The following is an 18,082-nucleotide window of genomic DNA, read 5'->3' as shown; positions in this document are numbered from 1 at the left end:
GGAGGGACCGCATGCCCGAGTTGCCCGAGGTTGAGGTCGTACGGCGTGGCCTGGAGCGCTGGGTGTCCGGGCGGGTCATCGCCCACGCCGAGGTGCTGCATCCGCGGGCCATCCGGCGGCACGTCCTCGGAGCCGAGGAGTTCTCCTCCCGGTTGAAGGGCCGCACGGTCGGTGCCGCCGAGCGCCGGGGGAAATATCTCTGGCTGCCCCTGGACGGTTCCGACGCGATCCTGGCCCATCTGGGCATGAGCGGTCAGCTGCTGGTCGTGGAGCCCGGCTCGCCACTGGAGAAGCACCTCCGCGTCCGGATCGGTTTCACCGACGGAGGCGCGGAGCTGCGCTTCGTCGACCAGCGGACCTTCGGCCACGTGCTGGTGACAGCGCTGGCCCACGCGGGTGGCCGGTCCGTGCCGGAGCCGATCACGCACATCGCGGCCGACCCCTTCGAGGAGCATTTCGACGAGGAGCTGTTCAGCCGCCGTCTGCGGGCCCGGCAGACCGAGATCAAGCGTGCGCTCCTCGACCAGTCGCTGATCAGCGGCGTCGGCAACATCTACGCAGACGAGGCGCTCTGGCGGGCCCGGCTGCACGGCGCCCGGCCCACCGGGGCGCTGACCCGGACCAAGATCACCGAACTGCTGGCCGCGGCCCGGGAGGTGATGGCGGCGGCGCTGTCGGAGGGCGGCACATCTTTCGACAGTCTCTATGTGAATGTCAACGGCGAGAGCGGTTACTTCGACCGCTCGCTCGCCGTGTACGGCAGGCGGGACGAGCCCTGCTCCAGATGCGGCACGCCGATCGTCAGGGAGTCGTTCATGAACCGCTCCTCCTACAGCTGCCCCCGTTGCCAGCCCCGCCCCCGAAAGGCCGCGTCATGACGGACGTCCGGCTGACCGCCTGGGTCCGAGGCCACGTGCAGGGCGTGGGTTTCCGCTGGTGGACGCGTGCCCGGGCGCTGGAGCTGGGCCTGGCCGGCTGGGCCAGGAACACCCCTGACCGGCGGGTGGAGGTCGTGGCGGAGGGTTCGGAGGAGTCCTGTGCCCGGCTGCTCGAACTGCTCCGGAGCGGTGACGCGCCCGGCCGCGTCGACGGGGTCGTGGAGCGCTGGAGCGAGGCCAAGGAGGGGCTGATGGGTTTTATCGAACGCTAGTCGTTCCTTTAACCCGTTGAAATGAGGTATATTTTACCGTTGGGAGTGCCCAATGGTGCATCCGAGCGGAGCGTTCAACTTGACCGTCTCCCTCACCAGTGCGACTCTTGATAAGAACCACGCGCACCCCTCCCGCGGCAAGAAGTGCGCGAACCAGTCTGGTCACTCAGCGTGGAGGACCCTTAACCATGGCGAAGGCTCTACTCGGCCACGTCGGCGGTCCTGACCCTCGTATGGTCTCGGAAATGCGCCGTCTCCAGCAGCGTATCCGTGATCTCGAGGCAGAGCTCACCCGGCTCCAGGCCCAGAACGACGAACTCGCGGCCAGCACCCGTGACGAAGCGTTCAACCGCCTGCAGGATCGTGAGCCGGCCCTTACCTAAAGGGCCGGGACGCAACCACCGTCCAGGGACGCCTCTAGAGGCGTCCCTTGTCATATCCGGGGTCACACGTGACCGTCGTGCGCGACGTCACATGTGGCGGGAGAAGAAGGCCAGCTGCTCGGGGAGGACCCGGCGACGGTAGGCCGTATTCCGGCATCCGCCGGAGATCCCGCCCTCGGCCGCGGCCCCCAGCGCCTTCAGGCCCTTCAGCATCGTCTCCGTCTGCGGCGCCCACATGTCGCGCTCGCCGGAGCCCAGCCAGATCGGGATGTCCACCAGTTCCTGTAGCGGCGCCCTCGCCGCGGTGACGGCCGGAGCGGTCGCCGCGACCGCCGACACCCGCTCCGGACCCAGCTCCGCCGCCAGCTTGAGCGCTCCGGCGCCCCCCGACGACCAGCCCAGAAGCCCGATCCGCCGGATGTCCAGGCCGCATTCCCCCAGGTAGGGAAGGAGCGTCCCGGTGATGTCCGCCGATGGCCAGTCGTCGATGGAGGCCACCGCGAAACGCCCGCCGCTCGCGGCCAGATGGCGGGCGATCGCGTAACGGTCGAACGGGGTGCGCGCGTCGCCGGTGGCGCCGTGAAGCATGATCACAACGGATAGGACGCCCCGCGCGTCCGGTGGCAGCCCGATGACCACCCGGCGCCCGTTCACCCTGCTCCGCTGGAGTGCTCCCGGTGCTGTCGTCGGCGGCTCGGGGATCGCACCGCAGATGATCTGCGCGTACGCCTCCCGGACGCCTTCCGGCCCGGCGGCCAGCGCGACGCCGCCGACGCCCAGGACGACAGAGGCGCCGCCTATGAGAAAAGCGCGCCGTTTGAGGGGAGTCTTCCCAGCTCCAAGCGGTGCTGGAGCCTCGCCCTCACCGCGTTCCGCATTCATGGAGGGCACCATAGGCGGTGCACGGGCGAGCGCGGAGGAAGAACGGTAGTCTTCCCAGGCAGCGCAGACCAGGCGAGCGACGAGGGAAGACGCCGGTCCCGGCGCCTGGGCCGCGACGCGCGGCGCGGCGCCCCGGTCGCTCCCGCACACCGGGATGGGGGATTTTCCGTATGTATCTGAAGACCCTCACCCTGCGCGGGTTCAAGTCCTTCGCCTCGGCCACCACTCTCCGCTTCGAACCGGGTATCACCGCGGTCGTCGGCCCCAACGGGTCCGGCAAGTCCAATGTGGTCGACGCGCTCGCCTGGGTCATGGGCGAGCACAGCGCCAAGTCGCTGCGCGGCGGCAAGATGGAAGACGTGATCTTCGCCGGGACCTCCTCGCGGGCCCCGCTGGGCCGCGCCGAGGTCACGCTCACCATCGACAACACCGACGGCGCGCTCCCGATCGACTACACCGAGGTCACGATCAGCCGCCTGATGTTCCGGGCGGGGCAGAGCGAGTACGCCATCAACGGCGACACCTGCCGCCTGCTCGACATCCAGGAGCTGCTGTCGGACTCCGGCATCGGCCGCGAGATGCACGTCATCGTCGGGCAGGGCCAGCTCGACCAGGTTCTCCACGCCGGACCCGAGGAGCGCCGGGCGTTCATCGAGGAGGCCGCGGGCGTCCTGAAGCACCGCAAGCGCAAGGAGAAGGCGCTGCGCAAGCTCGACGCGATGCAGGCCAACCTGACCCGCGTCCAGGACCTCGCCACCGAGCTGCGCCGCCAGCTCAAGCCACTGGGCCGCCAGGCCGAGATCGCCCGTAAGGCCGCCGTCATCCAGGCGGATCTCCGCGACGCCCGGCTCCGGCTGCTCGCCGACGACGTGCTCACCCTGCGGACCACGCTGGAGCGGGAGTCCGCCGACGAGGCGGCCGTCCTGGCCCGCCGTACGGCGGTGGAGACCGAGCTGGAGCAGGGCCAGCTCACCGAGACCGAGCTGGAGGCGGCCGAGGCCGAGGCCCAGCCGCGCCTGGCCACCGCGCAGGAGACCTACTTCCGGCTCTCCTCGCTGCGTGAGCGCCTGCGGGGCCTGGCGGGGTTGGCCGCCGAGCGGCACCGCAACGCCACCGACACGGCCGTGGAGCGGCGCGGGCGCGACCCGGAGGACTTCGAGCGCGAGGCCGAGGAGGTCCGCGAGCAGGAGCGGGTCCTGGCCGAGCTGCTCGCCGAGGAGCAGGAGTCGCTGGCCCGGGCCGTGGCCGAGCGCACCGAGACCGAGGGTGCGCTGGCGGCCGAGGAGCGGCGACTGGCCGCCCAGGTCAGGGCCGTCGCCGACAGGCGGGAGGGCCTGGCCAGACTCCGCGGGCAGGTCGGTGCCGTGCGCAGCCGCGCGGGGGCGGCCGAGGAGGAGATCGGGCGACTGGCACGCTCCCTGGAGGAGGCCGAGCAGCGCGCCGAGCTCGCCCAGGCCGAGCACGACCGTCAGGAGCAGGCGGACCCGGTGGCCGATTCCGCTCTCGCCGAGGAGCTGGAGATCTCCCTGGAGGTCGTGGAAGCGGCACGGCAGGCCGTCGAGACGGCCAGGGGCGTGGTGGAGGAGGCCAAGGCGGCCGTCGCGGGCCCGAACGCCGGTCTCGGCGCCGCCAGGGCGGCTCTCGGCGCGGCGCGCAAGGCCGACCAGGACGCACAGCGTCAGGTCGCCGCGTTGGAGGCCAGGTTCGAGGCGCTGGAGCTGAGCCTGGTCAGGGGCGCGGACGGCGGTGCGACGCTGCTCGCCGCCGATCTGGCCGGTGTGCTGGGCCCGGTGGCCACCATGCTGACCGTCCGGCCGGGCGCCGAGGTGGCCATCGCCACCGTGCTGGGCGCGGCGGCCGAGGCCGTGGCCGTGGAGTCCCTGCAGTGTGCGGCGGACGCCATCGACTTCCTCAGGAGTGCCGACGGCGGACAGGCCGCCCTGGTCATCGCCGCCGACGGTGTGCGGAGCCCGTCGGGGCCGGTGCCGGTGTCCGGCGCCGAATGGGCTGTCGACCTGGTCACCGTCCCCGCCGAGCTGAGGGCCGCCACCGCCCATCTGCTGGCGGACGTTCTGGTCGTCGACGATCTGCCGACCGCCAGGAAGGCGGTCGACCAGCGGCCGGAGCTGCGGGCCGTCACCCGTTCCGGTGACCTGCTGGGCGCCTATGCCGCCAGGGGCGGCTCGGCCGGCGGCACGTCGGCGCTCCAGATGCGGGCCGCACTGGACGAGGCGGCGGCCGACCTGACCACGGCCGGGGTGGCCGCCGAGCAGGCAGCGACGGCGATGGAGGAGGCCGCCGAGGCCGAGGGAGAGGCACAGCTCGCGGTCGAGTCCGCCCAGGCGAAGGTGGCCGAGGCGCAGACGGGCGTGCAGACCGCGCAGGCCGGAGTCAACGCCGCGCAGGCCGCACTGGATCAGGTCCGGGCCCGGCAGCGCGACGCCGACCAGCAGGTCGCCGCGGCGGCCAGGCGGCTCGCCCAGCTCGGTGCCGCGGCCAAGGCGGCACGGGACGAGTGCGAGCGGCTGGCCGGAGGCGTGCGGGCGGCACGGGAGGCACGCGACCGGGACGCGGCCGGGCTCACCGAGCTCGAGGAACGGCTCGCCGCCGCGGAGGACACCGAAGGGGCCGACGAGGAGCCCACCACCGAGATCCGCGACGAGCTCGCCGAGATCTGCTCTGCGGCCAGGCAGTCGGAGATGGAGGCCCGCCTCGCCGTACGGACGGCCGAGGAGCGGGTCAAGGGACTTGAGGGCAGAGCCGACGGGTTGATGCGCGCGGCCGAGCGGGAGCGTGAGGAGCGGTCCAGGGCCGCCGACCGGCGCGAACGGCGGCGCAGGCAGGCGCAGGTGGCCCAGGCGGTGGTCCGGGGGACCGAGCTGACGCTGCGCACGCTGGAGGTGTCGCTGGCGAGCGCCGCGGCCGAGCGTGACGAGGCCGAGCAGGCGCGCGGGCAGATCGACGCCTCACTCAAGTCCGTCCGGCTCCGGGTCCGGGAGCTCTCCGGGGAACTGGACAAGCTGGTCAACCGGGTGCACGGCAGCGAGGTGGCCAGGACCGAGCAGCGGATGCGCCTGGAGCAGCTCCAGACGCGGGCGGTGGAGGAGTTCGGCGTCGAGGCCGACACCCTCATCGCCGAGTACGGTCCGGACCAGCCGGTCCCCACCGTGGACGGCGACCCGGTGCCCTATTCCCGGGACGAGCAGCAGAAGCGGGCCAAGGCGGCCGACCGCCAGATGGCCCAGCTCGGCAAGGTCAACCCGCTGGCGCTGGAGGAGTTCGCGGCGCTGGAGGAGCGGCACGCCTTCCTCACCTCGCAGCTGGAGGATCTCAAGAAGACCCGGCGTGACCTGCTGCTCGTGGTCAAGGAGGTCGACGACCGGGTCGAGCAGGTGTTCACGGCCGCCTACCACGACGTGGCCCGCGAGTTCGAGACGATCTTCACTCGGGTCTTCCCCGGCGGCGAGGGCAGGTTGCTGCTCACCGATCCGGAGGACATGCTGACCACCGGTGTCGAGGTCGAGGCCCGGCCGCCGGGCAAGAAGGTCAAGCGGCTGTCGCTGCTGTCCGGCGGTGAGCGGTCGCTGACCGCCGTCGCCTTCCTCGTCGCCATCTTCAAGGCACGGCCCTCGCCGTTCTACGTCATGGACGAGGTCGAGGCCGCGCTGGACGACACCAACACCCAGCGCCTGCTGACCCTGTTCGAGGAGCTGCGGCAGACGTCACAGATCATCATCATCACCCACCAGAAGCGCACGATGGAGATCGCCGACGCGCTGTACGGGGTGTCGATGCGCGGGGACGGCGTCACACAGGTCATCAGCCAGCGTCTCAGGGAACACGACCCGGTCTGACACCGGGGGTCGGAGCATCCTGGGGCGTCTGGAAAACTATGGTCTTGTGGAAGCCTATCTCGGCATAATCGCGATCGTTCTCGTCGTCGCCCTGCTCGCGGCAGGCGGCATGTTCCTGCTGCTGCGGCCGCGAGGCCGGACGGCTCCGCCGCCGGTGGTTCCGCCCGAGGTGCGGCCGATCCCCAAGGAGGAGCAGGCGCCTCCCCGGGGGGCGACCGACGACGACGCGGCGACCACCACCCTGCCGCCTCCGCCGGTCAAGCCGGCCGAGCCCCTGGTCGTCCCCGGTCCGGTCATCGAGATCCCGCCGCCGTCCGCCGGCCGGATGGTACGGCTCCGCGCCCGGCTGGCCAGATCGCAGAGCACCCTGGGCAAGGGCCTTCTCGACCTGCTCTCCCGAGACCGTCTCGACGACGACACCTGGGACGAGATCGAGGAGACCCTGATCACCGCCGACGTCGGCATCGCGCCCACGCAGGCGATGGTCGAGGATCTGCGCACCCGGGTGAAGGTGCTGGGCAGCCGGACCCCCGAGGAGGTGCGCGGCCTGCTCAAGGAGGAGCTGCTCACCCAGCTCGGCGTTGATCTGGACCGCACCCTGCACGTCTCGCCGCACGGTGAGCGTCCGGCGGTGGTGCTGGTGGTCGGTGTCAACGGCACGGGAAAGACCACCACCACCGGCAAGCTGGCCCGTTCCCTGATCGGCGACGGCAACACGGTCGTGCTCGGCGCGGCCGACACCTTCCGCGCCGCCGCCGCCGACCAGCTCCAGACCTGGGGAGACCGGGTCGGAGCCGAGGTCGTGCGCGGTCCGGAGGGGGGCGACCCCGCCTCGATCGCCTTCGACGCCGTGGCCAGGGGCATCCAGGACAAGGTCGATGTGGTGATCGTCGACACCGCCGGGCGGCTGCACACCAAGACCGGTCTGATGGACGAGCTCGGCAAGGTCAAGCGCGTCATCGAGAAGAAGGCCACGGTGGACGAGGTCCTGCTCGTCCTCGACGCCACCACCGGTCAGAACGGCATGCGCCAGGCGCAGGTGTTCGCCGAGGTCGTCAACATCACCGGCATCGCCCTGACCAAGCTCGACGGCACGGCCAAGGGCGGCATCATCATCTCCGTCCAGCGGGAGTTGGGCGTCCCGGTCAAGCTCGTCGGCCTCGGTGAGGGCCCCGACGACCTGGCCCCGTTCGACCCCGAGGTCTTCGTCGACACGCTCCTCGGAGACTGAGCCCGCTCGCGGAAACGCCGGAACGCCCCTCTTCCCGAGGGGCGTTCCGCTGTCTGGATCGAGTACGCCGAGCCGTAGGCCGCCTCCCGGCGCAGCACCGTCCGGGCCACGGTCTTGGCGGATCCGAGATCGACCTGGAGATGCTGGTTGTCGCCGGCCGCGCTCGACCAGCGGGTCGTCGGGTCCCGTCGACGGCCTTGGGATGCCGGCGTGAAGATCGCGAGCGCTGGGGCCGCCGTGATCGTCCGCCGGAGACGTGCGTGCATGTGAGAACCCCCAAAACATGAGGCGCACTCGAATGTTGGGAGGAACATGCGCTCGGACCAACAGTGGATCAAGAGCCGGTGCGATAATCGCCCGCACCCGATCCTGACTCGGTGTCAGGCCGTGAGTCGCCGGGGCGGCGTCGCCGTCGGCCATCCGGCCGGGACGGTCCCGTCGCTCGCGGGCTCCTGCCCGGCCGCGGCTGCGACAGGACCACAACGGGCGGAACGGCCGGCCACTCGCGCGCGGGTACGATACAGGCGGACGCTGTATCGTAATTAAGGATGGTGCGTATGGGCCGGACGGGCCTGCTCGTCCCCGGCGGCGGGCCGACATGACCGTCGCGGACTCCCCGCGGCCTCCCGGGCGGCCGCGGAGCCGCCAGGCGGACACGGACATTCTGGCCGCCGCGCTGGACCTTCTCATCGAGTGCGGCGCCGGCCAGACCAGCATCGAGAAGGTCGCCCAGCGCGCCGGTGTCACGCGGGCCACCGTCTACCGGAGGTTCACCGACAAGTCCGCCCTGCTCGTCCAGGCGATCGAGTCGGGGCACACCGACCACGACCCCGCCACCCTGGACTGGCCGGATATCGACAGCATGCTGACCGACTGGGCGCGCTACCTCAGCCGGCCCCGGAACCGCCGCATGCTGCGCCGCCTCTACGGCTCCGTGGACGACTATCCCGAACTGCTCGCGGCCTACCGGAACAGTCCCGGCCGGCACCGCGCGTCGGCGGTGGGCACCATGTTGAGCCGGGCCCGCGACGACGGGCGGCTCCCGCCGGAGAGCGACGTGAGGATCCTGCAGGAGATGCTCAACGGCGCGGTCCTGCACCATCTCGGCGCCTACCCCGACACCGGCAGCGCCGACGACATCAAGACCTACCTCGCCGCGATGCTCCGGCAGGCCGGCTACCGGCCCGCCGGAGCATCGCGGTGACCAGACGCCGGCGGCCGTAGGGGCGCGCCGCACGCACCGGAGACCACCGCACGCACCCGGGGCCGCCGATCGTGCCGTCAGTGACGGACGCCGACCGGGACCACCAAGGGGGTCCCGGCCACCGGGTCCTCGATCACCTTGGCGTCCAGGTCGAAGACCTCCGCGAGGAGGGACTCGGTGAGGACGTCGTGCGGCGGTCCGGCGGCGACGATCCTGCCGTCACGCATGGCGACCAGGCGGTCGGCGTAGCGGGCGGCGAGGTTGAGGTCGTGCAGGACCATGACGACGGTACGGCCGTGCTCACCGTGGAGCCTGCGGACCAACTCCAGGACCTCGACCTGGTGGGCCAGATCGAGGAAGGTCGTCGGCTCGTCGAGCAGCAGCAGGTCGGTGCCCTGGGCCAGGGCCATCGAGATCCACGCCCGCTGGCGCTGCCCGCCGGACAGCTCGTCCAGCGGGCGCTCCGCCAGGTCCAGCAGGCCGGTCATGGACAGGGCCTCGCCGACCGCTGCCTCGTCGTCGGACGACCACTGCCGGTACCACGTCTGGTGCGGATGCCGTCCCCTGGCCACCAGGTCGGCCACGGTCAGCCCCTCCGGAGCCGTCGGTGCCTGCGGCAGCACGCCCAGGATCTTGGCCACCTCCCTGGTGGGCATCTTGTCGATGCGCTTGCCGTCCAGCAGCACCTCGCCGCCGGAGGGCCGCAGCAACCGCCCCAGCGCGCGCAGCAGAGTGGACTTGCCGCACCCGTTCGGCCCGATGATCGTGGTCACCGTCCCGGGCTCGATCCCGAGGTCGAGCCCGTCGACGATGAGACGGTCGCCGTAACCGAGCTTGACGTCGACGGCCTGCAGTCTCACGAGCGTCCCTTTCTGCGCACACGGATCAGGAGATAGATCAGGTAAGGGGCGCCGAGAACGGCGGTGACCACACCCACCGGCAGCTCGGCGGGACTGAACAGGGTCCGCGCGGCCAGGTCGGCCGCGGCGGTGAGCACGGCCCCGGCGAGGGCCGAGACGACCAGTGGCGGCTGGGCCACCCCGGCAAGCCGCAGTGCGATCTGCGGGGCCGCCAGGGCGACGAACGCGATGGGCCCGGCGGCCGCGGTGGCCACCGCGGCGAGCAGGACGGCGGCGAGGATCATCAGGCCTCTCGCGAGGTTCATCCGTATCCCCAGGCCGGTCACGGTGTCGTCGCCGAAGCGCAGCGCGCCGAGCGAGCGGGTGCCGACGAGGGCGGGCGGGATGAGCACGGCGAGCGCGAGCGCGACCGGGACGACGTGCTCCCAGCCCCGGCCGTTCAGCGAACCGCTGATCCAGACCATGGCCCGGCTGCTGTCGGTGACGTCCCCGACCGTCAGCAGCCAGTATTTGACGTTGGTGAACACCGCCGAGACGCCGATGCCGACCAGCACCAGGCGGTAGCCGTCCAGTCCCTTGCGCCAGGCCAGCAGGTAGACGGCCAGCGCCCCGGCCAGGCCACCGAGCAGGGCGGTGAGGGGGATGCCCACGGAGGCCAGGGCGCCGCTGGCGCCGCCCGCGGTGCTTCCGGCGGCCACGATGGCCGCGACCACGGCCACGCTGGAGCCGGTGGTGACGCCGAGGATGTCGGGACTGGCCAGCGGGTTGCGGGCGATGGCCTGGGTGATCGCACCGGCCAGGGCGAGGGCCGCGCCGACGAGGACGCCGGTCAGGGCCCGGGGGAGCCGGAGCTCCATCACGACGAAGTGGTTCGAGCCGTCACCGGTGATCGCCTGGAACACCTCGGGGACGCTCATCGGGATGTCGCCGATGCGCATGCCGAGTGCCATCAGCAGCACCGCGGCCGCCAGCAGGATCAGGGCCACGACGACGGAGCGCACGCGGAGCAGCCAGGAGGCCGAGCCGGCCCGCAGCGGACGTTCGTGCGCGAGCCGTACGGGGGGAGAGGTCACAGGCGGACCGGCTTTCTGCGGCGGACCAGGGCGACGAAGAACGGCGCGCCGATCAGGGCGAGCACGACGCCGACCTCCAGCTCGCCGGGGCGGGCGACCATCCGGCCGACCACGTCCGCGCCGAGCAGGGCGGCGGCGCCGATCAGCCCGGAGTACGGCAGCAGCCAGCGGTGGTCCGGACCGGACAGCGGGCGGGCCAGGTGCGGGACCATCAGACCGAGGAAGGCCAGTGCGCCGCAGGCGGCGACGGAGGCCCCGCTGAGCAGCGTGATCGCGGTCACGCCGACGGTCCGGGTGAGGGTGACGTTCTGGCCGAGAGCGCGGGCGACGTCCTCGCCGAGGGAGAGCGCGTTGAGGCCGGGCGCGTTGACCATCGCCAGGACCAGGCCGGCGGCGACGAACGGGAGCACCTGCCAGACGACGTCGGGGTCCCGTCCCGCGATCGAGCCCGCCTGCCAGAAACGGAAGACGTCCATGGCCTGCTGGTCCATCAGGACCAGAGCCGAGGTGAGGGCGTAGAGGAAGGCGCTGACCGCGGTGCCCGCCAGGGCCAGCGTCACCGGGGTGGGGGCGCCGCGGCCACCGGCCATGCCGAGGGCGAAGACCCCCACGCTGGCGAGCAGGGCTCCGGCCAGGCCGAACCAGATGTAGCCGTACAGGCTGGTGACGCCGAGCACCATGATGCTGAGCACCATCGCGAACGCGGCGCCCTGGGTGACGCCGAGCAGGCCGGGGTCGGCCAGCGGGTTGCGGGTGTGGCCCTGCATGAGCGCGCCCGCGACGCCGAGCGCGATCCCGGCCAGCACGCCGACGGCGGTCCTGGGGATGCGCAGCGACCGGACGACGATGTCGTTCTCGGTCCCCGTCGGGCCGGTCAGCGCGTGCCACACGTCGTTCAGCGGGACCGGCTTCGCGCCGATCGCGACACTCAGCACGATCGTCACCAGGAGGGCGCCGAGCAGCACGGCCAGCACGGCCAGGCGCCTGCGCCCGGTGGCCGTCCGGGGTCTTCCGGGCGACGGCGGCCGCGCGGTGACTACCGCTGTGCTCACCTGTGCTCCTCTCTCGTTTGCCGGATCCTGCATAAGTATGTCAGCTTAGGTATGGCTAAGCTAAATTAGGTTGGCCTTACCTTGAAGGGAACCCTTGATGAGAGCGTTGCGCGCCTTGACCGCCGGCGTGGCGGGAGTCGTCCTCTCCCTTGGCCTCGCTGCCTGCGGGTCGAGCACCTCGGGCACGGCGGCCGGTGCCGGCGACACGGCCGCGACCCCGGCGGCGAGCGGTGCGGCGGCGTTCCCCCGCACCGTGAAGCACGCCATGGGCGAGACGCGCATCCCGGCCGCGCCGAAGCGGGTCGTGGCCCTCGACCAGAGCTTCGTGGACGCGGTGCTGACCCTGGAGACCGACGTCGTCGGCTTCACCACCTACCGGGCGATCGATGAGAAGCTCCCTGACTATCTGGCTCCGGTCCTCGGCCACGCCAAGGAGGCCAAGGCGGTCGGCACCCTGGAGCAGCCGAGCCTGGAGCGGATCATCGCGCTCAAGCCCGACCTGATCGTCTCGGCCAAGGTCCGCCACGAGGCACTGTACGACAAGCTGGCGCAGATCGCACCGACGGTGTTCAGCGAGACCACGGGGGCCATCTGGAAGGAGAACCTCCGGCTCATGGGGCAGGCCCTGGGCAAGGAGGAGCTCGCCGAGCAGAAGATCAAGGCCTACCAGGACCGCGCCGCCACGATCGGGGCGTCCATCAAGGCCAAGGAGGGCGCGCTGCCCACCGTCTCCGTCGTCCGTTTCGCCGGTGAGCCGACCATCCGTCTCTACGTGGAGAACTCCTACTCCGGCCTGGTGCTGAAGGACGTCGGCTTCCCCCGGCCCGAGAAGCAGCCGACCACCGCCGACGCGATCGCCGTGGACGTCAGCCAGGAGAACATCTCCCAGCTCGACGCCGATCACATCTTCGTCGCGGCCTATCCCGACCCGACGGTCGAGCCGATCAAGAAGAAGTTCGAGGCCAACCCGCTCTGGGGCAAGCTCAAGGGCACCAAGCACGATGTGGCCGACGTCACCTGGATGAGCGCGGTCGGCATCCAGGGCGCCCATGCCATCCTCGACGACCTCGCCACGACCTTCGGGGTCGACCCGGCGAAGGCGGCCTGACCCCTTCCGGCCCCAGGCGGGAGGGCTGGACGCTCCAGGAGTGTCCGGCCCTCGCCGCCGGGGCCGCGGAAGCGGCATGACGGCGAACCCGGAAGGTCCCTCCGTCGAAGATCATGCGCCGAGTTTTCCGCTTCTCTCGGGCAACCGGTCAAAGCGGACTAAAGTCAGGGCCATGGTGACTCACCGCTCAGCGGTCCTGCCGGCAGACCCGGAATCTCCTGGTACGTGCCTATGTGGGCATACAGCCGACTTCGTGATCCAGACCTCCTGGTTCTCCGGCCGCCGCTCCCTCGACCCTGTGTGCGGTCCCCACGTCTCCGAGGTCATGGACGCCATCGCCAGGAAGAACGCGCAACGGGACGGCGGAGCCTGACAGGACCCGGGCTAGGGGTGGGCGAGGAAGGACCTCAGCTCCTCCAGGTGAGGGGTGATGTCCAGACCGCGTTCGGCGAGCCAGGCGTCGTCGTCATAGGTGCCGCGGTAGCGTTCGCCGCCGTCGCAGATCAGCGTGACGACGCTGCCCTGCCGGCCCGCCTCGCGCATCTCCCGCAGGATCTGTACGGCGGCCGCCACATTGGTCCCGGTCGAGCCGCCGACGTCGCGGCCGGTGACCTCGCGGACCCAGCGCATCGCCGCGATGGACCGGGCGTCGGGGACCTGGATCATGCGGTCGATCACGGTGGGCAGGAAGGACGGTTCCACCCGGGGGCGGCCGATGCCCTCGATGCGGGAGCCGGGGGCCGTGGTCGTGGCGTCGCCGGAGTTCCAGGAAGGGTAGAACGCCGAGCCCTCGGGGTCGACGACGGCCAGGCGGGTGGAGTAGCGCCGGTAGCGGATGTAGCGGCCGATGGTCGAGGAGGTGCCACCGGTGCCGGCGCCGACCACGATCCACGCGGGCTCGGGATGGGGCTCCATCCCCATCTGGCTGAAGATGCTCTCGGCGATGTTGTTGTTGCCCCGCCAGTCGGTGGCCCGCTCGGCGTAGGTGAACTGGTCCATGAAGTGCCCGCCGGTCTCGGCGGTCAGCCGGCGGGACTCCTCGTAGATCGTTCCGGGATCGTCCACCAGGTGGCACTTGCCGCCGTAGAACTCGATCAACGAGATCTTCTCGGGCGAGGTCGAGGCGGGCATCACCGCGATGAACGGCAGGCCGACGAGCCGGGCGAAGTAGGCCTCGCTCACCGCGGTCGAGCCGCTGGAGGCCTCGACGACCGTGGTCGCGGGGCCGATCCAGCCGTTTGCCAGGCCGTACAGGAACAGGGAGCGTGCGAGCCGGTGTTTGAGGGAACCGGTCGGGTGGACGGACTCGTCCTTCAGGTAGAGGTTTACCCCCCACCGCGGGGGAAGCGGGAAGACGTGGAGATGAGTGTCGCAGCTTCGATGGGCGTCGGCCTCGACTCGGCGGATGGCCTCGGCCACCCACGAGCGGGTCTCGGGGTCATGTCGATCCACGGATTCCATGAGCCCAAAGGTATCGCTAGCTGGGGTTATGTGATGATGGACACACACCCGGCGAATTTCGGGGGGAGATGTTACTCTAATGAGACTTGTCTGGTTGAGGGGCGTGTTGTAGCCGCCATCGACTCAGTGACTGACGGCCCCCCTGACCAGCCACGACCGCTCTTAACGGCACCTTTACGGAAAGCCTGCGAGCATGCCATAAGCCGTCGGGAAGGGCACGTCATGCCTGTACCAGTCGGTGACGGGGGGAACAGTACAAGGGGGAACGCGTGATCACGATGACCGAAGAGCAGCGCCAGGATTGGTTCGAGCGTGACGTTGTGCCGGTCACCAACCAGCTCTACGCGTCTGCGATGCGTCTGACCCGCAACTCCGCCGACGCCGAGGATCTTGTCCAGGAGACCGTCACCAAGGCGTTCGCCTCCTACCACCAGTTCCGTGAGGGCACCAACCTCAAGGCGTGGCTGCACCGCATCCTCACCAACAACTTCATCAACGACTACCGCAAGAAGCAGCGCTCGCCCAAGCTCTCGGCCACCGAGGAGGTCGAGGACTGGCAGCTCGCCGCCGCCGAGTCCCACATGTCCTCCGGACTCAAGTCCGCCGAGACCGAGGCTCTGGAGCAGCTGCCCGACAGCGCTGTGATGAACGCCCTGCGCTCCCTGCCCGAGGACTTCCGGGTCGCGGTCTACCTGGCCGACGTGGAGGGCTTCGCCTACAAGGAGATCGCCGAGCGGATGGGCACCCCCATCGGCACGGTCATGTCCCGCCTGCACCGGGGCCGCCGCCAGCTCCGGACCATGCTCGAGGACTACGCCGTCGAAGAGGGCGGTTTCCGGATCCCCGTGCAGTCGCAGGCCGCCTGACCTCTCGTCCTTTCCGGCCGGCTCACGCCCTCGGGAGAGGGCGTGAGCCGGCCGTGTCCGCCCCCTGTCAGCCCGCCGCTATCAGGGCCACGGCGGTGAGTGTGCAGCCGATCCCCGCCATCTGGACCGCGGTGAGCCGCTCGTCCAGCACCTGGCGGGCCAGCAGCAGGGTGCTCGCCGGGTAGAGGGAGACCACGACGGCCACGAGGCTCAGCATGCCGCGCTGCTGGGCGAGCATGAAGAGCACGTTGGCGACCATGTCGAGGATTCCGGCGGCGACGATGATGTGCAGCGCTCCGGGGCCGGGGCGCAGCGTGCGGCGGGTGCCCAGGGCCAGCAGCGCGACGACGGTGATCGAGGCCAGTCGCGCGCCGAACAGCGGCCACATGCCGCTGTCGTCGGGAGCCTGCGCGAGCAGGACGAAGAAACCCCCGAAGCCCGCGCCCGCGGCGAGCGAGGTCAGGACCGGGCCCCGGGCCCGGCCGGCCGCTGCAGGGGAGGAGCCGCGGCCGACCAGCACTATGGCGGCCAGCGCGAGCGCCACGCCGCCCAGTGCCACCGGTTGCGGACGGTCCCCGGTGGCCAGTCCGAACAGCACGGGCAGGACCGCCGAGGCGGTCGCGGTGATGGGCGCCACCACGGACATCACACCGGTCGCGAGCGCCCGGTAGAACAGCACCAGCCCGGCGGCGCCGGACAGCCCGGCCGCCACGCCCCAGGCCGCCCCCCGTGCCGTGAGGATTCCCGGCAGGAACGGCAGGAGCACGGCCACCAGGGCCAGACCGGCCGTCTGGGAGAGCGCCACCACGGCCAGCACACGTGATCGCCGGGTGGCCAGACCGCCGAAGAAATCGGCCGTGCCGTACACCACCGCGCAGACCGTCGCCAGCACCACAGCGCTCATTCCCCACTCCGGTTCAATAGGTTGTACTCCTAGTACAACACATAGAGTGCACTGCACTGCAAATCCAGTTCATTAGACTGCACTCATGGATCCAGAGACGATCACTGCGGCAGTGGCCAACAACGTCCGGGCCCAGCGGGCGCACCGGCAGATGACGCTTGACGAGCTGGCCGCGCGTTCGGGGGTGAGCCGGGGCATGCTCGTCCAGGTCGAGCAGGGACGGACCAACCCCAGCATCAACACGCTCACCCGCATCGCCGACGCGCTCGGAGTGACGGTCGCGCGGATGGTGGAGGTCTCCGACACTCCCGTGGTCCGGGTCGTCCACGCCGCCGATGTCGTCACCTTCCCGCACGGCGAGGCGAGCTCCGCGCGGCTGCTGGTCGGCACCGACGCGCCGGCCATCCTGGAGCTGTGGGACTGGCGGCTGGCCCCCGGGGAGCACCATGACGGCGACGCCCACCCGCCGGGGACCCGCGAGATGCTGACCGTCCTGGAGGGGGAGCTCACCCTGTCGGTCTACGGTGCGAGCCATGTCGTCCGGGTGGACGACGCGGTGGTGTTCAGTGCCGATCGACCGCACAAGTACGCCAATCACGGGGATGTGCCGCTGCGCTTCACGATGGTCGTCACGGAACCTCGGGCGACTCCCGACCAATAGTGGCGAACGGCTGCACCGACACGGAATGAAGCCGCATCATTACACTATGTCGCTTTCGGTCTCCCGTATCGGTGTGTCGACCCCGCCGGGCCACGGGTGCGTGCCCAGCCGCGCCCCTCTCTCCGATGCGCGAGGTGGCCGGTGAGTGAGCCCCATGTGGCGATAGGCCGGCTCAGTGCCGAGCTGAGGGAGCTCGGTGTGACCGGCGTCTATGAGGTGGGAGACGACGGGATCCTGTCCGTATGGATAGGTCTGGTTATACGTTTCAGGGATGGTTTCTACCGCTGGCAGGAAGGTCAGGTAAAACGTCGCCATCTGGGTACGGATCCCAGTGGATGTGCTGTTCGTGTGGCGCGTCGATACGCTGAATTACAGGTCGATGTCCCATCCTGGTGGGACGACCTGGCCAAGATCTTGCGAGGAGACGCGGCTGAGGATTATCCGTAGCCTCGCGCTGCTTTCTTGGGGGAAGCATGCGGCTGTGGATCGTTCCGATAGCTCTGGTCATGGGACTCGGGGGATGTGCTGCTCCCATCGCCCGGATGAGGTCGCAGGACGTCCCGATGGCCGTTCCCGCACGCACACCTCCGCACGTCGACCCCAAGGCGCTGGCCGCGAAGCTGGCCGCGATCCAGCCGCAGTGGCCCAAGAGCAGATATCCCGTCGCGCCGGCGGAACGTCACATCGACTGCAAGCGGGTCAAGTGCGTGGCGCTGACCTATGACGACGGCCCGGGAGAGTACACCGGGCATCTGCTCGACATCCTCGCCGAGTATCACGCCAAGGCGACCTTCTTCGTGGTCGGCCAGATGGTGGCGGCGGACGGTCCGCACAACCTCCGCCGGATGGTGAGCGAGGGGCACGAGATAGGCAACCACACCTGGAGCCACGCCCAGCTCACCGCGCTGTCGGAGGCCGGCATCAAGGGTGAGCTGAGCCGCACCCAGCAGATCGTCCACTACGCGACCGGACGCTGGATGACCCTCATGCGCCCGCCGTACGGGGCGACCAACCAGCGGGTCTCCGCCGTGGCCCGCAGTAAGGGGCTCGCCCAGATCCTGTGGAGCCTTGACACCATGGACTGGCGCGACCGCGACAGCCTGGTCGTCACCCAGCGCGCGATCGGTGCCGCCCGGGGGGCCGTCGTGCTCATGCACGACATCCACCCCACCACCGTCCAGGCGGCCCCCAAGGTGCTGGAGCGGCTCACCGCCGCCGGTTACACGTTCGTGACACTCTCCGAGATGTACGGCAAGGCGCTCACCCCGGGCAAGGAGTATTTCGGAGACGCCGAACTCGACCATCGGGTCGCGGGCAAGGGCCGGGCGTCCATCCGGCTGCGGAACACGGGATCGTGAACCTGAGAACCTCGCTCTCCCGGGGAGATCGAATG

The 18,082-nt window shown here is 70.6% G+C and carries 17 protein-coding genes and 1 pseudogene; 11 read left to right on the top strand and 7 right to left on the bottom strand.

Annotated elements, in window-relative coordinates; translation table 11 throughout:
• Window positions 1-11 precede the first annotated feature (11 nt).
• From mutM to FHR32_RS06300, 3 genes are all read left to right on the top strand, one after another.
• Window positions 12-878, top strand: coding sequence for a bifunctional DNA-formamidopyrimidine glycosylase/DNA-(apurinic or apyrimidinic site) lyase (gene mutM, locus FHR32_RS06310; RefSeq protein ID WP_184753429.1), 867 nt, complete (start codon window positions 12-14; stop codon window positions 876-878).
• Window positions 875-1,150, top strand: a complete 276-nt coding sequence (locus FHR32_RS06305; protein ID WP_184753428.1) for an acylphosphatase — start codon at window positions 875-877, stop codon at window positions 1,148-1,150. The genes mutM and FHR32_RS06305 overlap by 4 nt, the downstream gene beginning before the upstream one ends.
• A 188-nt stretch (window positions 1,151-1,338) precedes the next feature.
• Complete coding sequence (locus FHR32_RS06300; protein ID WP_184753427.1) at window positions 1,339-1,533, top strand: hypothetical protein; 195 nt, start codon at window positions 1,339-1,341, stop codon at window positions 1,531-1,533.
• An 87-nt stretch (window positions 1,534-1,620) separates the two neighbouring features.
• Here the strand turns inward: FHR32_RS06300 and FHR32_RS06295 are convergent, their stop codons facing one another.
• Window positions 1,621-2,415: an alpha/beta hydrolase gene (locus FHR32_RS06295; RefSeq protein ID WP_184753426.1), complete on the bottom strand. Its 795-nt coding sequence runs from the start codon at window positions 2,413-2,415 to the stop codon at window positions 1,621-1,623.
• Between the two features lie 170 nt (window positions 2,416-2,585).
• On the opposite strand from FHR32_RS06295, the gene smc reads away from it, so the two are divergent.
• The gene (smc, locus tag FHR32_RS06290; RefSeq protein WP_184753425.1) at window positions 2,586-6,269 is read left to right on the top strand and encodes a chromosome segregation protein SMC; all 3,684 of its coding nucleotides are present in this window, start codon (window positions 2,586-2,588) and stop codon (window positions 6,267-6,269) included.
• A 46-nt stretch (window positions 6,270-6,315) separates the two neighbouring features.
• Complete coding sequence (ftsY, locus tag FHR32_RS06285) at window positions 6,316-7,500, top strand: signal recognition particle-docking protein FtsY (RefSeq protein ID WP_184753424.1); 1,185 nt, start codon at window positions 6,316-6,318, stop codon at window positions 7,498-7,500.
• A gap of 50 nt (window positions 7,501-7,550) precedes the next feature.
• Here ftsY and FHR32_RS44095 read toward each other — a convergent pair.
• Window positions 7,551-7,766 (bottom strand): annotated as a pseudogene (locus FHR32_RS44095) (discoidin domain-containing protein); the annotation flags it as partial.
• 332 nt (window positions 7,767-8,098) lie between these two features.
• Between FHR32_RS44095 and FHR32_RS06275 the strand changes: the two are divergent.
• On the top strand, window positions 8,099-8,704 hold the full coding sequence (locus tag FHR32_RS06275) for a TetR/AcrR family transcriptional regulator (protein WP_184753423.1): 606 nt from the start codon (window positions 8,099-8,101) through the stop codon (window positions 8,702-8,704).
• Between the two features lie 77 nt (window positions 8,705-8,781).
• On the opposite strand, the gene FHR32_RS06270 is transcribed toward FHR32_RS06275, so the two are convergent.
• Genes FHR32_RS06270 through FHR32_RS06260 form a run of 3 tightly spaced genes read right to left on the bottom strand, consistent with a single transcriptional unit; the run spans window position 8,782 to window position 11,689 of the window.
• Window positions 8,782-9,564, bottom strand: coding sequence for an ABC transporter ATP-binding protein (locus FHR32_RS06270; RefSeq protein WP_184753422.1), 783 nt, complete (start codon window positions 9,562-9,564; stop codon window positions 8,782-8,784).
• Window positions 9,561-10,637 (bottom strand): FecCD family ABC transporter permease, encoded by a 1,077-nt coding sequence (locus FHR32_RS06265; RefSeq protein ID WP_184753421.1) that lies wholly within the window; start codon window positions 10,635-10,637, stop codon window positions 9,561-9,563. The genes FHR32_RS06270 and FHR32_RS06265 overlap by 4 nt, the downstream gene beginning before the upstream one ends.
• The gene (locus FHR32_RS06260) at window positions 10,634-11,689 is read right to left on the bottom strand and encodes a FecCD family ABC transporter permease (protein ID WP_312882060.1); all 1,056 of its coding nucleotides are present in this window, start codon (window positions 11,687-11,689) and stop codon (window positions 10,634-10,636) included. Before FHR32_RS06260 ends, FHR32_RS06265 begins: the two co-directional genes overlap by 4 nt.
• A gap of 97 nt (window positions 11,690-11,786) precedes the next feature.
• Here FHR32_RS06260 and FHR32_RS06255 point away from each other — a divergent pair, with 97 nt between their 5' ends.
• The gene (locus FHR32_RS06255; protein ID WP_184753419.1) at window positions 11,787-12,797 is read left to right on the top strand and encodes an ABC transporter substrate-binding protein; all 1,011 of its coding nucleotides are present in this window, start codon (window positions 11,787-11,789) and stop codon (window positions 12,795-12,797) included.
• Window positions 12,798-13,181: 384 nt separating this feature from the next.
• Here the strand turns inward: FHR32_RS06255 and cds1 are convergent, their stop codons facing one another.
• The gene (gene cds1 / locus FHR32_RS06250) at window positions 13,182-14,258 is read right to left on the bottom strand and encodes an L-cysteine desulfhydrase Cds1 (protein WP_184753418.1); all 1,077 of its coding nucleotides are present in this window, start codon (window positions 14,256-14,258) and stop codon (window positions 13,182-13,184) included.
• Window positions 14,259-14,536: 278 nt separating this feature from the next.
• On the opposite strand from cds1, the gene FHR32_RS06245 reads away from it, so the two are divergent.
• Window positions 14,537-15,124, top strand: a complete 588-nt coding sequence (locus tag FHR32_RS06245) for a sigma-70 family RNA polymerase sigma factor (RefSeq protein ID WP_184756385.1) — start codon at window positions 14,537-14,539, stop codon at window positions 15,122-15,124.
• Window positions 15,125-15,191: 67 nt separating this feature from the next.
• Here the strand turns inward: FHR32_RS06245 and FHR32_RS06240 are convergent, their stop codons facing one another.
• Window positions 15,192-16,028: a DMT family transporter gene (locus tag FHR32_RS06240; protein ID WP_184753417.1), complete on the bottom strand. Its 837-nt coding sequence runs from the start codon at window positions 16,026-16,028 to the stop codon at window positions 15,192-15,194.
• Window positions 16,029-16,113: 85 nt separating this feature from the next.
• Between FHR32_RS06240 and FHR32_RS06235 the strand changes: the two genes are divergently transcribed.
• The 3 genes from FHR32_RS06235 (at window position 16,114) to FHR32_RS06225 (ending at window position 18,047) form a co-directional block, all read left to right on the top strand.
• A complete protein-coding gene (locus FHR32_RS06235) occupies window positions 16,114-16,689 on the top strand; it encodes a helix-turn-helix domain-containing protein (protein WP_184753416.1) in 576 nt (191 codons plus the stop codon).
• 141 nt (window positions 16,690-16,830) lie between these two features.
• Entirely contained in the window at window positions 16,831-17,136 is a 306-nt protein-coding gene (locus tag FHR32_RS06230; RefSeq protein WP_184753415.1) for a hypothetical protein, read from the top strand.
• Window positions 17,137-17,231: 95 nt separating this feature from the next.
• On the top strand, window positions 17,232-18,047 hold the full coding sequence (locus FHR32_RS06225) for a polysaccharide deacetylase family protein (RefSeq protein ID WP_246466011.1): 816 nt from the start codon (window positions 17,232-17,234) through the stop codon (window positions 18,045-18,047).
• Window positions 18,048-18,082: the final 35 nt, after the last annotated feature.

The organism is Streptosporangium album (assembly GCF_014203795.1).
GTDB classification, from domain to species: domain Bacteria; phylum Actinomycetota; class Actinomycetes; order Streptosporangiales; family Streptosporangiaceae; genus Streptosporangium; species Streptosporangium album.
The sequence above is the reverse complement of the archived record's forward strand: the minus strand, read 5'-3'. Positions and strand labels throughout refer to the sequence as shown.

Excerpts from the sequence above, each read along its gene's own strand:
- mutM (WP_184753429.1), top strand. The coding sequence starts at position 12 with ATGCCCGAGTTGCCCGAGGTTGAGGTCGTACGGCGTGGCCTGGAGCGC.
- FHR32_RS06305 (WP_184753428.1), top strand. The coding sequence starts at position 875 with ATGACGGACGTCCGGCTGACCGCCTGGGTCCGAGGCCACGTGCAGGGC.
- FHR32_RS06300 (WP_184753427.1), top strand. The coding sequence starts at position 1,339 with ATGGCGAAGGCTCTACTCGGCCACGTCGGCGGTCCTGACCCTCGTATG.
- FHR32_RS06295 (WP_184753426.1), bottom strand. The coding sequence starts at position 2,415 with ATGAATGCGGAACGCGGTGAGGGCGAGGCTCCAGCACCGCTTGGAGCT.
- smc (WP_184753425.1), top strand. The coding sequence starts at position 2,586 with ATGTATCTGAAGACCCTCACCCTGCGCGGGTTCAAGTCCTTCGCCTCG.
- FHR32_RS06275 (WP_184753423.1), top strand. The coding sequence starts at position 8,099 with ATGACCGTCGCGGACTCCCCGCGGCCTCCCGGGCGGCCGCGGAGCCGC.
- FHR32_RS06255 (WP_184753419.1), top strand. The coding sequence starts at position 11,787 with ATGAGAGCGTTGCGCGCCTTGACCGCCGGCGTGGCGGGAGTCGTCCTC.
- cds1 (WP_184753418.1), bottom strand. The coding sequence starts at position 14,258 with ATGGAATCCGTGGATCGACATGACCCCGAGACCCGCTCGTGGGTGGCC.
- FHR32_RS06245 (WP_184756385.1), top strand. The coding sequence starts at position 14,537 with ATGACCGAAGAGCAGCGCCAGGATTGGTTCGAGCGTGACGTTGTGCCG.
- FHR32_RS06240 (WP_184753417.1), bottom strand. The coding sequence starts at position 16,028 with ATGAGCGCTGTGGTGCTGGCGACGGTCTGCGCGGTGGTGTACGGCACG.
- FHR32_RS06235 (WP_184753416.1), top strand. The coding sequence starts at position 16,114 with ATGGATCCAGAGACGATCACTGCGGCAGTGGCCAACAACGTCCGGGCC.
- FHR32_RS06225 (WP_246466011.1), top strand. The coding sequence starts at position 17,232 with ATGAGGTCGCAGGACGTCCCGATGGCCGTTCCCGCACGCACACCTCCG.